The 16051-nt window shown below is 36.4% G+C and carries 13 protein-coding genes; all 13 read left to right on the top strand.

Annotation, left to right across the window (positions count from 1 at the left end; translation table 11 throughout):
• Positions 1-68: 68 nt before the first annotated feature.
• The gene (locus HMPREF9333_RS06550) at positions 69-1658 is read left to right on the top strand and encodes a hypothetical protein (RefSeq protein ID WP_005540767.1); all 1590 of its coding nucleotides are present in this window, start codon (positions 69-71) and stop codon (positions 1656-1658) included.
• A gap of 287 nt (positions 1659-1945) precedes the next feature.
• Positions 1946-2572, top strand: a complete 627-nt coding sequence (locus tag HMPREF9333_RS06545) for an NUDIX hydrolase (RefSeq protein ID WP_005540765.1) — start codon at positions 1946-1948, stop codon at positions 2570-2572.
• A 240-nt stretch (positions 2573-2812) separates the two neighbouring features.
• Complete coding sequence (locus HMPREF9333_RS06540; protein WP_005540764.1) at positions 2813-4846, top strand: sodium-translocating pyrophosphatase; 2034 nt, start codon at positions 2813-2815, stop codon at positions 4844-4846.
• Between the two features lie 337 nt (positions 4847-5183).
• Positions 5184-6707 (top strand): hemoblobin-interacting domain-containing protein, encoded by a 1524-nt coding sequence (locus HMPREF9333_RS06535; RefSeq protein ID WP_005540762.1) that lies wholly within the window; start codon positions 5184-5186, stop codon positions 6705-6707.
• Between the two features lie 130 nt (positions 6708-6837).
• Positions 6838-8070 (top strand): FMN-binding protein, encoded by a 1233-nt coding sequence (locus HMPREF9333_RS06530; RefSeq protein WP_005540760.1) that lies wholly within the window; start codon positions 6838-6840, stop codon positions 8068-8070.
• Between the two features lie 325 nt (positions 8071-8395).
• The gene (locus HMPREF9333_RS06525; protein ID WP_005540758.1) at positions 8396-9058 is read left to right on the top strand and encodes a response regulator transcription factor; all 663 of its coding nucleotides are present in this window, start codon (positions 8396-8398) and stop codon (positions 9056-9058) included.
• A complete protein-coding gene (locus HMPREF9333_RS06520) occupies positions 9055-10062 on the top strand; it encodes a sensor histidine kinase (RefSeq protein WP_005540753.1) in 1008 nt (335 codons plus the stop codon). The genes HMPREF9333_RS06525 and HMPREF9333_RS06520 overlap by 4 nt, the downstream gene beginning before the upstream one ends.
• Before the next feature lie 172 nt (positions 10063-10234).
• Positions 10235-10762: a VanZ family protein gene (locus HMPREF9333_RS12250; RefSeq protein WP_005540752.1), complete on the top strand. Its 528-nt coding sequence runs from the start codon at positions 10235-10237 to the stop codon at positions 10760-10762.
• Positions 10763-10918: 156 nt separating this feature from the next.
• Complete coding sequence (locus tag HMPREF9333_RS06510) at positions 10919-11680, top strand: ABC transporter ATP-binding protein (protein WP_005540751.1); 762 nt, start codon at positions 10919-10921, stop codon at positions 11678-11680.
• Positions 11673-13661 carry an FtsX-like permease family protein gene (locus HMPREF9333_RS06505; RefSeq protein WP_005540750.1) on the top strand — a complete coding sequence of 663 codons (1989 nt, stop codon included), beginning with the start codon at positions 11673-11675 and terminating at the stop codon, positions 13659-13661. Before HMPREF9333_RS06510 ends, HMPREF9333_RS06505 begins: the two co-directional genes overlap by 8 nt.
• A 365-nt stretch (positions 13662-14026) precedes the next feature.
• Positions 14027-14227: a sulfur carrier protein ThiS gene (thiS, locus tag HMPREF9333_RS06500; RefSeq protein ID WP_005540749.1), complete on the top strand. Its 201-nt coding sequence runs from the start codon at positions 14027-14029 to the stop codon at positions 14225-14227.
• Between the two features lie 11 nt (positions 14228-14238).
• On the top strand, positions 14239-14925 hold the full coding sequence (gene thiF / locus HMPREF9333_RS06495) for a sulfur carrier protein ThiS adenylyltransferase ThiF (RefSeq protein WP_005540747.1): 687 nt from the start codon (positions 14239-14241) through the stop codon (positions 14923-14925).
• A 178-nt stretch (positions 14926-15103) separates the two neighbouring features.
• Positions 15104-15931 carry a thiazole synthase gene (locus HMPREF9333_RS06490; RefSeq protein WP_005540746.1) on the top strand — a complete coding sequence of 276 codons (828 nt, stop codon included), beginning with the start codon at positions 15104-15106 and terminating at the stop codon, positions 15929-15931.
• Positions 15932-16051: the final 120 nt, after the last annotated feature.

The following is a 16051-nucleotide window of genomic DNA, read 5'->3' as shown; positions in this document are numbered from 1 at the left end:
AGCCTCCGACGCAATTAGAATTTCAGTTTTAAAAAACTCAAATGAAAGAAAAAGGAGACGCATTGATTATGAGGAAACAGACAAAAATTGCAGCTGTATTTTCAGCAGCGGCACTTCTTGCTGTAGGTGCAGCCATGACTTCTTTCGCAGCTACAGGCTGGCAGGAAGAAAACGGTTCATGGGTGTATTATAATAAATATGGCGAGAAAGTTACACAGCAGTGGGCTAAATCAGGAGACAAGTGGTTCTACCTTGATGACAACGGAAATATGCTTACAGACGCTATCGTAGACGATAACGGAAGCCTTTTCTACGTTGATGCAAACGGAGTTATGGTAACAAATCGTTGGGTTGAGGTAGATAACTCAAATGATGACAGCGAGGATGCACCGCCGACAGTATGGTATTACTTCCAGAACAACGGTAAGGCTTATAAGGCAAACTCAGAGTCATCAAAGACGTCATTTAAGACAATCAACGGCAAGAAATATGCTTTTGATGCTGACGGTAGGATGCTTTTCGGATGGGTAAACGAGTCATCTGAGAGAGTAACTGATGATGAGGGCTGGAAAGAGGCTGATTACTATCTTGGACAGCCTGATGACGGTGCTCAGCAGCACAATGCATGGGGACTTATCCATGTAGTTGATAATGAGGAAGATGAGCCTGATCAGGATTACTGGTTCTACTTCGGTTCAAACGGAAAGAAGTATAAGAGAGGCGAAAACACAACAGGCATCTATGAGAAGACTATAAACGGAAAGAAATATTCTTTCAATGAGAGCGGAAAGATGCTCAGTGAGTGGGTAACCTCAGAAACAGGTTTAGTTGCTACAAAGGCTACTGCAGGTCAGACCGGTAAGTTTAAAAACTTCAGAAGCAAGGAAGACGGAGCTAGATATACAAAGGCATGGTTCAGAGTTACACCTAGCAAATACCTCAATGAAGAAGATTCAGATGACGGTGATGGTGTAGTTCACTGGTATTATGCAGACGGTAAGGGCGGTCTTTATCACAATGCTATCAAGAGCATAAACGGAAAGAAGTATGCATTTAATGAGCAGGGCGAGATGATTGGCGGTCTTGTATACCTTACATTTAACGGTAATGATATAGCAAGTGTTGAAGAGCTTGATGATACAACTAAAGTAGATAGGTATACCAAGATAGGTGCTGTCAGAGGAACCGGAAAAGATGGTGTTTACTACTTCGGTGAAGAAGATAAAGACGGTTCTCTTAAGTCAGGTAATGTAAATGTTACAGTTGACGGAGAAGCTTATCAGTTTAAGTTCATTTCTTCAGGCGGAAATAAAGGTAAGGGCTTAGACGGTAAGAAAGATAAGGGCTATTTCATAAACGGTCGCAAGATTAAAGCTGACAGTGATGATAAGTATAAGGCTTATGTAATAGGTGCCGGCGATAGAGTGGAAGAAGAACTTAATTCTACTTACTTAGTTGATGAGTCTGTTAAGGTGTATAAGAATGGCGAGCTTAAGACAACCGGCTCAAAAGATCACCTTGCTCCAGCATATCAGAATATGAATATTGTGGTTGTTACAACCTCAGGTGCTCTTGCAAGCGGAACCAAGAAAGACGGTAATGATATAAATCTTGTTATCAAGGGTCAGAAGCTTGTAGGTGCTTATAGAAACGAATAGTCTACAGTTTTACCGGTTAATAAAGATATTTTAATCTCGAGATGAAATGCTAATTGCGGCAGGGGGGCTTTTATGCCCCCCTGTTTATGTTGTGTATTTATTTTCTGATGTATTTCCGGCAGCTGAGAGTCCCTGCTCCGGCAGTGGTAAGGCAGTGGTAATTATACAGCTAGAACTAAGGGTTTACAACGTAAGGTAAAATCTAAGAAACGATGTAAAATCTGAGAAAATGGAACTATATGATATTGAACTATATTACAGGGTAAAAAATATTTTGGGGGTTGTTTATGGATAAAGATAAGCCGGGACCGACGTGTCAAAAAGTGTCAAAGGAAACAGGGCTCAGTCGTGTACCTGAAACAAAGCCTCTTGGGCAAATAAAGCGTACTAAGAGGGAACTTGCTTATGAGGGAACTGTAATTAAGGTGTATAAAGATTATATGGAGACGGGTTCACATAAGGCGGTATGGGATTATATACACCATGACGGTGCAGCCGCTGTTGTTCCTGTAACTGATAAAGGCAGGATAATTATGGTCAGACAGTATAGAAATGCACTTGACAGATATACACTTGAACTTCCTGCAGGAAAGCTTGACAGTCCACATGAGGAAAAAAGATTTTGTGCTTTTAGAGAGCTTGAGGAAGAAACCGGTATGAAAGTGGATTCACCTGAGGATCTTGAATTTCTTATAAAGGTAAATACTACTGTTGCTTTTTGTGATGAAGAAATAGATATTTTTATAGCAAAAAATTTAAAAAAAAGCCGGCAAAAGCTTGATGAGGATGAGTTTATAAATATTGAAGAATGGGAGCTTTCCGATTTACTCAGTCTTATATATAAGGGGAAAATATCCGACGGTAAGACAGTGGCAGGAATATGTGCCTATGCACTGCATTTAAATAAAATATGATCTTGCCGGATTTTAATTATATTAAATGATATTATGGCATTTAGATATTTTGCAGCTATATTTCTAATAAAATAAATTTTATATTGGCAAAATTTCAGCATGCGAACCATATAATTGTAAAAAATTTATAATTCTATGACAAAAGCTTTATAATTCCATATTGCAAGCAGCATATTTTTTAGGTATAATATCCTGGTCGACATAAATTTCAGAATTTAAATTTTCAGGGAGGACCAAGGAATGGAAAGTCTTATTTATTTAGTTCCGGCAGCAGCGGTGGCAGCACTTTTATTTGCATTATACCTTGCATCAAAAGTCGGAAAAGAAGATGTAGGAACTGAGAGGATGAAGGAAATATCCTCTGCTATAGCTGAAGGGGCTAGAGCCTTTTTAAGTGCCGAATACAGAATTCTTGCAGTATTTGGTGTGGTTTTATTTGTTTTGATAGGTATAGGTATAGGCAACTGGTTTACGGCAATAAGCTTTGTACTGGGGGCACTTTTTTCAACAGCTGCAGGCTATTGCGGTATGACGGTAGCAACTAAGGCTAATGTAAGGACTGCAAATGCGGCAAAAAGCGGAGGTATAAACAAAGCGCTTTCAATCGCTTTTTCAGGCGGTGCGGTTATGGGAATGTGTGTTGCAGGTCTTGGAACACTTGGTGTAAGCTTAGTATATATAGCAACAAAAAATGTAGACATACTGTTCGGTTTCGGACTTGGTGCTTCATCCATAGCGCTTTTTGCGAGAGTCGGAGGCGGTATATATACAAAGGCTGCCGATGTAGGTGCGGATCTTGTAGGTAAAGTTGAAAGCGGAATCCCTGAAGATGATCCCAGAAACCCGGCTGTTATAGCTGATAATGTAGGCGACAATGTAGGTGATGTCGCAGGTATGGGTGCCGATCTTTTTGAATCCTATGTAGGTTCTTTAGTTTCCGCTCTGACACTTGGTCTTGCAGCTGCAGAAACTATGAAGGTTGCTGAAGGCTTTAAATCTGAATTTGCAGTGGTTATATATCCGCTTTTAATAGCAGCCACAGGTCTTATAGCTTCAATAATTGGAACATTTTTTGTAAAGACAGATGAAAAATCAAATCCTCAGAAAGCTCTTACAAAAGGAAGCTATGTAGCATCAGCCATAGTAATAATAGGCGCACTTGTTTTCAGCGGCTTTATATTTGGGCATATGAAGGCTGCAATTGCAGTGCTGGCAGGTCTTGTAGTAGGTGTAATTATAGGAAATGTAACTGAATTTTATACATCTGCCGATTATAACCCTGTTAAAAAGATAGCTGATCAGTCCGAAACAGGTTCGGCTACAACAATTATAAGCGGACTTGCGGTGGGTATGAGATCGACTGCAATCCCTATACTCCTTATATGTTTAGGAATCTTTGTTGCTTTTCATGCTTTCGGTCTTTACGGTATAGCGCTTGCAGCGGTAGGAATGCTTTCAACTACAGGTATCACCGTAGCAGTTGATGCGTATGGTCCTATTGCAGACAATGCCGGAGGTATAGCCGAGATGGCGGAGCTTGATGATTCTGTGAGAGATATAACTGATAAACTTGACTCTGTTGGAAATACTACAGCTGCTATGGGAAAAGGATTTGCTATAGGTTCGGCAGCACTGACAGCACTTGCATTGTTTGTGTCATACTCACAGTCGGTAAAACTCGAAACTATAGATATATTAAGTACAAATGTGGTTATAGGTATGTTTATAGGAGGTATGCTTACTTTCCTGTTTACAGCCTTTACTATGGAATCAGTTTCAAAAGCTGCCTATAAGATGATAGAGGAAGTAAGACGTCAGTTCCGTGAAAATCCCGGCATTATGAAAGGTGAAGCAAAACCCGATTATACTTCATGTGTAGGTATATCTACAACTGCAGCGCTTCACGAGATGCTTGTACCGGGTATTATGGCAGTTGCGGCACCGATAATCGTAGGTGTTATTATAGGAGCGGATGCTCTTGGAGGCTTGCTGGCAGGTGCTCTCCTGACAGGTGTTCTTATGGCTATATTTATGTCAAATGCCGGAGGTGCATGGGACAATGCAAAAAAATATATAGAAACAGGACATCATGGCGGAAAAGGAAGCGATGCACATAAGGCGGCAGTAGTGGGAGATACCGTAGGAGATCCTTTTAAGGATACATCAGGACCTTCCATAAATATACTTATAAAACTTATGACAATAGTTTCATTAGTGTTTGCACCGCTGTTCAGTAAGTTTGGCGGAAAGCTTCTTGAATTATTTATGAAGTAACTTTTAGAATAATAAATTGAGCAGAATAAGATAACATACTGTATATGATTATATAGTATGTTATTTTATTTGGAGATTTATAATATGTCTTATTTATATTCAATTACTTGACAATTAATAAATTTAATGACATAATAGTACTCACGTTAGAGGAACCTAACATATGGCTGTAGAGCATACAATTATCTGTATTCGGTAAATAGTATGCAGGTCGTTGTATAAAATTTATTATATATAGCTTATTGCGGTATCCGACTGACCGGGGCTTTTATATGGTACAAGAGTATCAGGTATTATAAGAGTCTTAAAATCAAGAAAGGGAGTATATAAATATATTATGAAAAAAAGAATATTGTGCGGTATCGTGCCGGCAGTTTTAGCAGCAGGTATTATAACGGCATGCTCGTCCGGTACTTCAAATACTGTATCTTCAGAAAATTCATCGGCTTCGAAATCAGGAAGCGGCTCAAAGGAAGCGGATAAAAGTTCTGACACCTCATCAGCTTCGCAGGACTATGTATATGCAAAGATAGCTGTACCTTATGCCGATTTCTACTACGGGGAGCTTAATGATATAGAACCTGAAAAGAATCCGGAAAAGCTTGAACCGCAGCTTGATAAAGAGGATGCAGTTGAAAAAGCTGGCTTTAGAAAAGAAGGCTTTTATGATACGGTAAGCTCTCCTACTAAAGGAAAAGTTGAATACTTTAAGGGGGTAGATACCAAAGTAGAAGGAGATAAGTCTGAGTATTACGGTCCTAAGGAAGTAAATATAGCGATTTCAAAAAATCTGTATGAGGAAGCTCAAAAAGCTGTACAGGATAAAAAGGAATCAAAAAATAAGCTTTTAGAATTTGTGTCCGAAATTAAAGAAGTGAATGAAAAAGCACCTGTAGAATATAAGGTTATAAATTCTGACGGAACTTTAAGTAAAACAATAGGAAAGACCGAGAAAAATGCTTCTGCTAAAGCAGAGATTACAACTACCTCATCTTATGGAAATTATGAGCTTTCCATAAAAGATGTTGAAATAGATCCTGAAATTATGCAGGGTGCCATTATCGAGACATCGGACGGTGAGAGATACGGTCTTAAGCATCTTGATAATTTATGGACACATGCCGATGAGATAGCATTTGCAGCAAAGGAGTTTAAAGACAATCATGATGCTCTTAAAGGATATGAACGTTTTAAGGATATACCCGGAAAGACCATTACAAAGATAACCTATATGCTTGCCGATACTGATGATATTGAGATAGAGACTTCACTTTTCTGTAAGGAGCTTACACCTGATAGCTATAAACTTAGCGGTGATGAAAAAGTAAGTTACAATAAAGAGGGTACCTCTATAAATTATAAACTTGAGACCGGCGATCAGAAGTATGCTTTTGAAAGAGCTGTTTACAGAAAGAAGGATGTTTCTGCCGAGATTGATTCTAAAAAAGAGGGAACTCTGGTACTTCCGAAGGAATGTACTCCCGGTAAGTATCAGCTTATATTCTCAAATGATAAATATGCCGATCTTTCATATACCTGCCTTTTGGAGTCGGGCTTAAAGGCTGATGATTTCAGTTTCAGCGATAATAAACTCTCTCTTAAGGAAAATTCTCAGGGAATTAATATTTCAACCTATATCAAGTCTATAAATTATGCAAAGGTTGGAGATGTTGAGTATAAGGGCGGCAAAGGAAGAAAATTTGGCGAAACCGTCTTTAATGAGGATGGAAGCATCAAACTTGATGCGGAGTACAAGTCGGATTCAGGTGCAGAGAAGGTATTTGCATCTGCTCAAAAGTATAAGGTAACACTTAAAGCTGACGGTTATCCTGATGTTGAGTTTGAAGCAGAGGCTAAATAAAAGCCTTATAAATTGAATATAATATAATTTAATTATACCGGTCGGGCTGCATATACTTTTCAGTTATGTGCAGCCCGAATTGATATTATAAATAAAGCAAGAAAATGAAAGGATTTCAGTATTTGATTTTATGAAGCTTATTTTATGCCTGATTTGTTTGACATGGTTTTTTACAGCATTTAATAAACAGATTAAAAAACATGCATCAATATTTTATATTATTACCGTGCTTATCTCGGCACTTACTATATTTGTGCCTCACGACATGCTGCCGGCACCTGTAGTCATGTTTATAAATAAAATACTTGTAAGAGGAGTGTTTCAGGGAGCGATTTTTATAATTGTAATGTATGTAGCCGTACTTCCGTCGAAATCGCAGCTCCGGATAAAATTAAGCAAAGTAAGGGGTGAGATGGCAATAATAGCCGCTTTGTTTACTTTAATACATAATATATCTTACGGAAAAAGGTATTTTATGCTTTTATTTACGGATATATCGGCTTTAAAGCCCTATGAAGCGGCTGCGGCAGTGCTCTCAATATGTATGATAATACTTCTTGTACCCCTTACAGTTACTTCGTTTTATACAGTAAGAAAAAAGATGTCGGGAAAGAACTGGAAAAAGCTCCAGAGACTTTCCTATATATTTTATGCACTTTTATATTTACATATAGTTCTTATATTTTCAAGAGGGCTTTTTACAAAAAAACTTACATATCTTGTTGACATATATATTTATACCTTGATTTTCGGTATATATGCAGCTTTGAGAGTAATAAAATATATTAAAAAGAAAGCGAATGCCAAGGTATTAAAGGGAGAAGCCGATATTAAAAACTTTAATGCACCTGCGTATATAAAAAATAAGACTGTTCTCAGTACGGCAGTATTTTCAGCTTTAATGCTTGGGGTATGTATATACTCAACTTATATATACGGCAGTGCCGGTATTAATAGTGATGTACGTACAAAAAACGAAAAAACTGCCGAAGATTCGGATGCAGGCAAGGCTAAGGCTCAAAATAAAGTAAGTGAAAATACCGGCAGTGATCAAAAGGATATGCCGGATCAGGAAGATATACAAAGCACAGCTAAAGGTTTTAAGGATGGTGAATATGAGGGAAGTGCCATAGGCTACAATGGGAAACTTATTGTAAGTGTGGTTGTTGAGGGGGGAGCGATAAAGGATATAAAGATAGTCAAACATGTTGATGATGAAGAATATTTTTATGATGCAAGAGACAAGGTTATACAGTCAATTCTTGAAAAACAGAGTACGGATGTTGATTCGGTAAGCGGTGCGACAACAAGTGCAGATGCCATAATAAAAGCGGTAAAGAGAGCACTGGGTGAAATTAAATAATAATTCATATAAAAAAGCCGATATGGTTATGTTATATCAATATAAAAGATTATTGCAATCAGGGTGCTCATCCGGAGATATCTCATTAGCCGCTGGAATAACATAAGAATGTGCTTTGCCAATTGAGAACTTCCATGCTGTTAAGCGTAAACAATATTATGATGCTTTGGATAAGGCGGCATAGCCAAATATCTTTGTGCTAAATGTGCCAATCATTATTGACAATATCACTATTTACATTCATCCTTTATAGGGGCATAATAAAAGAAGAAATAAATTCTATAATAATACCCTTTTGCATTTACTTAGGAGGAATAAAAATAAAGTGAAAATATTTATTATTGAGGACGATAAAGTCCTCCGTACAGAACTTATAAAGCTGCTGGGCTCATATGGATATGAGTGTGATTACAGTGAAAACTGGCAAAACATTACACAATGTGTTTTAAAGGCGGCACCTGATTTAATACTTCTTGATATCAACCTGCCACAGTTTGACGGTTTTTTTATTTGCCGTGAGATTAGAAAGCAGTCGGAAGTACCAATCATTGTAGTAACCAGTCGTAACACCGATATGGATGAACTGATGAGCATGAATCTTGGGGCGGACGATTTTGTTACCAAGCCTTATAATACTCAAATACTGCTTGCACGTATCGCTTCTATTTTAAAGCGCAGCACTGCCACTACCGTTTCCGACTCTATTGAGTACAAAGGTGTGAATTTTTTACAGGCTAAAGGCGTGGTGTCTTATTGTAACAGTAGTGTAGAACTCACTAAGAATGAAATAAAGATTTTGTCTGTTCTTTATAAAAATGCCGGCAGAATTGTTTCCCGTGATGAGCTTATGGATGAATTGTGGAAATCTGACGAATTTGTAGACGACAATACTTTGACTGTTAATGTGAACCGTCTGCGCAAAAAACTTGAAGATATTGGTGTAAAAGATTTCATTTCTACCAAGCGAGGTATGGGGTATCTGATATGAAACTGTCTACATTTTTAAAAGACAAATGGATTTTTTTATTATCACAAACGATAATAATACTATTTCTTGCATTGCTTTTGAATGCAATTAATATTGACGCTGCTGCAAACATCTTTATATGTCTGTGCATTATTGCTATTACCACCGGCTGTCTTGCTCTGGAATACATTAAAAAAAACAGTTTTTATACACAGTTGTATAATAATCTGGATAGTTTAGAAAAAAAGTTTTATATTTCCTCCGTCATAACTGAACCCGGATTTGCTGAAGGTGCAATTCTAACAGATGTTATAAGACAAGCGAGTAAATCTATGAGCGATGAGTTGTCAATATATCGCCATATGAATAATGAATATAGAGAATATGTTGAAACATGGATTCATGAAATAAAACTCCCCATATCCTGTATTAATCTGATTTGTGAAAATAATAAGGGAGAGATGGCTTTCTCCGTAAAAGATGAACTTTCAAGAATTGAGGGGTATGTGGAACAGGCACTTTACTATGCACGAAGTACCAATGTTGAGAAAGATTATATTATTCGGGAAATTAATCTTGATACTATGGTAAAAGGAGTTCTCAAAAAATACTCAAAGCAGCTTATCGGTGTGAAGGCGGAACCATCTTTTGATAACCTTTCGCATACGGTGTATGGCGATCCGAAATGGCTTGAATTCGTTCTTGGTCAGCTTATTACTAACAGCATAAAATACAAAAAAAATACTCTCAAGCTTAAATTTTCTGCAGTGGAGGAGAAAGACAGTATCCTGTTTTTTCTTGAAGATAATGGTATCGGTATTCCTGAAAATGAATTAACACGCATATTTGATAAAGGCTTTACAGGAACAAATGGAAGAAACTATGCAAAGTCAACAGGCATAGGTTTATATTTGTGTAAACAACTCTGTAATAAAATGCATCTCTCAATTTCTGCTTTTTCTAAAAATGGAACCGTGATATCTATTAAGTTTCCAAAAGATTCACGATTACTGCTGGAAAATTGATATCACTTATTATTATATGTTCTTATGATATGTACCCTCTTTACCGGACAAAACGGTAAGGAGGGTATTTTTATCTTACATTTTTGTTCGTTTTATGTAAGAGAAATCAATGGCGGTTGCTATCCCATATTCTTATAATATACCCATAAAACAAAAAGAAAAGGAGTAAAAAATGAACATTATACATTTTGAAAATAAAAAACTTAATATACTGGCAGCTCTTGTACTTCCTATTTATGTGATGGGAGTTTTATACTTTACTATGCTTTGGCACTCACATGGTTTTTTAAGATACTATAAGCTACATGTAAATCTGATTCCGCTTTTTTGGCTGTGGGAACCGATTTTTACAGGTAAAAATTTTTACCTTGACCAGGTTGCCCTGAATCTAATCATGTTTGCTCCTATTGGTATCTTGATTCCAATGTTATTACGTTCCTGTAAATTAAAAACAATTTTTATTATTGCAATAATCTCATCACTTACGATTGAGTTTATTCAGCCGTTCTTTGGTAGATGCACTGATATTGATGACCTGATTTTAAATACTTTAGGTGCCGTAATTGGATTTATAATGTTGAAACTCTTTACTGTCATCAGCTCCGATAAGAGGCATGATGTACAGCATATAGCATTTCCGGTCTTAAAACAGCGGCAAAAAGTGCGTACATCAGCAGCAGGCGGCAAGTATGCAGTGTAAAGCTTTATATAGGTATAATAAATAAAATTTTGGAGGTAATTATGAAAAAAACTACTGATATTATTCTATTCTTTTTTATTTTTATTACTACGCCCGGATATTTGCAATTGCCTCAATTATCAGTACAATAATTATAAAAAAGAAATGGAGAAAAATATGAAAACGATATTAAAGGTCGAACATCTTGAAAAATACTATGGTGGAAAAGGAAATATTACTCGTGCCATTGATGATATAAGCTTTGAAGTGGAAGAAGGGGAGTATATCGGTATTATGGGTGCATCAGGCAGTGGAAAAACCACTCTGTTAAATTGTATATCCACAATTGACAGTGCTACAGCCGGACGTATCTATCTTGATGGAAGTGATATAACAACTATTAAACCCTCGCAACTTTCTAAGTTCCGCCGTGAAAAGCTTGGTTTTATATTTCAGGATTTCAACTTACTTGATACTCTTACAGCATCGGAAAATATTGCTCTTGCACTTACCATATTGCATACTCCGGCAAATAAAATCGATTCCGAAATTCAAAATATGGCAAAACTTTTAAATATAACCGATGTACTTTCCAAGTATCCTTATCAGATGTCGGGAGGACAGAAACAACGTGTAGCCTCCGCCCGTGCCATTGTTACCAATCCTTCTATGGTTTTGGCGGACGAACCTACCGGTAATCTGGACTCAAAGTCAGCACGTATGCTTCTGGAAAGTTTTCGTAAGCTTAATGAGGAGATTAAGGCAACAATTATGATGGTAACACATGATGCATTTACAGCAAGCTATTGCAAAAGGATTCTTTTTATAAAAGATGGAAAGATATTTAATGAAATAATCCGTGGTAAAGATAGCCGAAAGGAATTTTTTGACCGCATTATGGAAGTTATCTCTCTTTTAGGAGGAGACTTGAATGCTTAGTAAACTTGCTTTCAAAAATGCTTTAAAAAGTATCAAAGACTATGGGGTATATTTATTTACACTGGTTCTTGGTGTCGGAATATTTTATATGTTTAACTCAATCTATGCGCAGAAGGAGATTATAACAGTTACCGAAGCAACCGAGACAGCTATGAGAGCATTACAAAAAATATTGTCCTATCTCTCTGTTTTTGTATCCGTTATTCTGGGTTTACTGATAGTATATGCCAATAACTTCTTTATCAAGAGGAGAAAAAAAGAGTTTGGAATATACATGACACTTGGTATGGACAAAGGCGGTATTTCTATTATTCTTATGTTGGAAACATCAATTATGGCACTGATGGCATTGGTTGTAGGACTGATACTTGGTGTATTCGGTTCTCAAATGATGTCGATTTTTACTGCAAAATTATTTGAGGCAGACTTGTCTTCATACAGGTTTATTTTTTCTTATAATGCTGCAGTTAAGAGCATAATTTATTTCGGAATAATATTTCTTACAGTTATTCTCTTTAATACATTTTCCATTAGTAAGCTTAAGTTGATTGATCTGATTTATGGTGGAAGAAAAAATGAAATGCCGAGAATAAAGAGTATGAAAATTTCTACAGCAGTATTTGTTTTTTCACTACTCTGCCTTGTAGCAGCATATACAATTATTCTTAAAAACGGAATCATCAAAATCAATTTATGGTTCTTACTATCAATTATTTTGGGGATTTTGGGCACTGTTTTGTTTTTTATGTCTTTGTCAGGATTTATTGTCCTGTTCATGCAATACAATAAAGGGTTTTATTACAAAAATATTAATATTTTTGTTTTGCGCCAGTTTTCGAGTAAAATTAATACAAATTTTATCTCAATATCGGTTATCTGCCTGCTGCTGTTTCTTGTTATCAGTATTTTCTCCAGCGGATACAGCATGCAAAGCCTTTTATCCAATGAGATTCGCACATCATTTCCCTATGATTATAGTTTAGTAGATTATAATTATAATGATGATGAAAATATAGGAACAATTTCCGGTCGACTGCCGTCTGATATAGCAGACAGTAAGCTGGTGGCAAATAGCTATGAATATAGTATAGGTAAAATGAAAAATGGAAAAGCACTATACGGAGACTATAGCCTTGATTTTCCTAAAACACTGTTCAAATATGAAGAAACTCCTTTGCAGTTTATAAGTATTTCAGACTACAATGCACTAAGACAAATGAAGGGAATGAGCAAAGTTGTATTAACGGAGCAAAATTATCTTATAATATATGATCGTGAAATGGCTCGAGATGTGGCAGAACAATTTTATGATAAAAGTATAGAACTTAACTTTGCCGGAAATACTCTTGTACCATTATCTCCCGCTGAAAATTTTGTCTTGTCAAATATCGAATACGCAAGTATAACTTTTGTAGTTGCAGATTCTTTCCTCGGCAAGATGGATGTAGGAAAAAAAGTATTGAATATAAATTGTGTAAACAAAGAGGCGGCAAGGGAATTTGGTGTTTTACTTGATAATTATAATGTTGAATCAGATCAAGTAAGAGCTTTTATATATTACAGCAGCAGGCAACAGCTATACGACGCTTCTGTTGTTTCAAAAGTGAGTATATCATTTCTAGCCATCTACCTCGGTGCCGTTTTCATGATTACCTGTGCGGCAATACTTGCTATACAGCAGCTCTCTGAAGTAGCTGACAATATTAAGCGATATGATCTTCTGAACAAGCTCGGAGTGGAGCAGGGCATGCTGAACCATGCACTATTTGTACAAATACTCAGTTATTTTTTATTACCACTTTTGCTTGCTGCAGTCCATTCGGTGATCGGTCTTATAGTTGTTAATAAAGTGATTAAGCTTTTTGGAAAAATAGATATTGGTTTCAGTTTATCAGCAACAGCAATCTTTATATTACTAATCTACGGACTGTACTTCCTGTTAACATACATTGGAAGTAAAGGTATTGTGAATAAAAGATAATCAGTATCATCTGTTATACAATTCTGCATTAACAAGGTATTAGATATATTATATAAAACTGAGAAAGAATTTTAAGTAAGATTAAAATATTCCAATATAATTAATAATACCGACTGAACTGTTAGATGATTTTGTATATAATTTTAATTAAAATAAAATTTGACAAGTACAGATATATAATTTAAAATATGTATCGGAATAAATCTGCGGCGTTAAAAAGCCGGTATGCTTAAGTCAGGCAGATATGGTTCATAAAGGGGGGCACCACCTAGGGTACCGTTCTTTGTGGACCTTTTTTATTTTTATATTTTATAAAAATGTATATTAAAAACAGTTGAAAATATTGACCGGATAGGAGGATTATTATGGAAATTACAGTTAATGGGGAAAAATATGATGTAAGGAGAGGTATAAGCCTTTTTGAGTATATCTCTGAAAGCGGATATGATATGGCAAGGACGGCGGTTGAGCTAAATAAAAATATAGTTCCTAAATCAGGATATAAAAATTGTATCCTTAGTGAATATGATATGCTTGAGGTTGTAACCTTTGTAGGAGGTGGATAAAACAAAAAAATATGAAAGACAGTGAAGATAAGGATAAAATTCAAAAAAATAATAGTTTAAATGAAATCCCCACATATAATGAGATCTATGCTTCGCTTTGCAAAAGGCATACTAAGGCTGTGCAGGATAGGATATCATCAGGGAGAGTGGCAGTAGTGGGACTTGGAGGACTCGGTTCAGTTATAGCCACAGCCTTGGCAAGGGCAGGTGTGGGACATCTGCATCTGATTGATTTTGACAGAGTGGATTTAAGCAATTTAAATCGTCAGCAATATAGATTATGTGATATTGGGAAATATAAAACAGAGGCGCTTTTAGAGATATTAGAGGAGATAAATCCTTACCTTGATATAAAAATTGACAGCATAAAAATAGATAAATGCAATATCAAATATATATTTGAAAATGATAATATAGTATGTGAAGCCTTTGATGATGCAGTGTCAAAAGCATTATTTGTTGACGGATTCTTTACATATTATAAGAGCGGGGTTCTTATATCATCGTCAGGTATGGCAGGGCTTGGAAGCGGAAATGATATAATAACAAGAAAAATAAATGACAGATTTTATATATGCGGAGACGGTAAAAACGGGCTTGAGAGCGGACAGCAGTTATTTGCACCGCATGTAGGAATATGTGCATGTCATCAGGCAAATATGGTGCTTAGGCTTTTAACAGGTATGACCGGGGCGTAGTGTATAAAATACAATGAATAAAGCATAAAAAACAAGGTTGTAGTATATCAGGATAAAATATAAAAATAAAATGACATAGGTGTCAAAAGATAATAAATTCTATTGCAAGCAAGCTTGCATCGAATTTTTATACTTTTGACACTTGTATCATAAAATATAATTTTAAGAGGAGACTAATATGAATACGAAAGAAGAAGCATGTGCAGGAGTAAAGGACGGCTCTGTGCAAAAAAAGAATGCTGATGATTTTTTAGAACTTGGAGGGAGACGTTTTAATTCAAGATTTATACTTGGATCAGGAAAGTATTCACTTGATTTGATAGAGGCTGCTGTAAGATGCGGCGGTGCAGAGATTATCACGCTTGCACTCAGAAGGGCAAATGCAGGAGGAAAAGCGAATATACTTGAGTATATTCCTAAGGATATTACATTGCTGCCGAATACATCAGGTGCAAGAAATGCAGATGAGGCGGTGCGTATAGCCAGACTTTCAAGGGAAATAGGCTGTGGAGATTTTGTAAAAATAGAGATTATGAGAGATTCAAAATATCTGCTGCCCGATAATGCCGAAACCGTAAAAGCTTCTGCCATACTGGCTGATGAGGGCTTTATAGTGCTTCCGTATATGTATCCTGATCTTAATACCGCAAGAGACCTTGTGGAGGCAGGTGCTGCCGCAATTATGCCGCTGGGGGCTCCTATAGGTTCAAATAAAGGATTATGCACAAAGGAATTTATAAAGATAATAATAGATGAGGTCGATTTGCCTGTGATAGTAGATGCAGGCATAGGCAGACCCTCTCAGGCGTGTGAGGCTATGGAGATGGGGGCTGCGGCAGTTATGGCAAATACTGCCATAGCAACTGCCGGTGATATACTTATGATGGCTGAGGCATTTAAAAAAGGTATAGAAGCCGGAAGAAGTGCCTATCTTGCAGGTATCGGCAGAGTCAGAGAGCATGGCGGTGAAGCTTCATCACCTCTTACCGGTTTTTTGCATGAGTAGATATGCGTATTATTAATTGTATAAATGCAAATAACATTTAAAGGAACATATGTATTAATTAAATGAGCTATTATATTAATTAGAGGAATTTATATATTAATTTGAGTAATGTACTATATA

The sequence above is a fragment of the Johnsonella ignava ATCC 51276 genome (genome assembly GCF_000235445.1).
Classification (GTDB): Bacteria; Bacillota; Clostridia; order Lachnospirales; family Lachnospiraceae; genus Johnsonella; species Johnsonella ignava.
The sequence above is the reverse complement of the archived record's forward strand: the minus strand, read 5'-3'. Positions and strand labels throughout refer to the sequence as shown.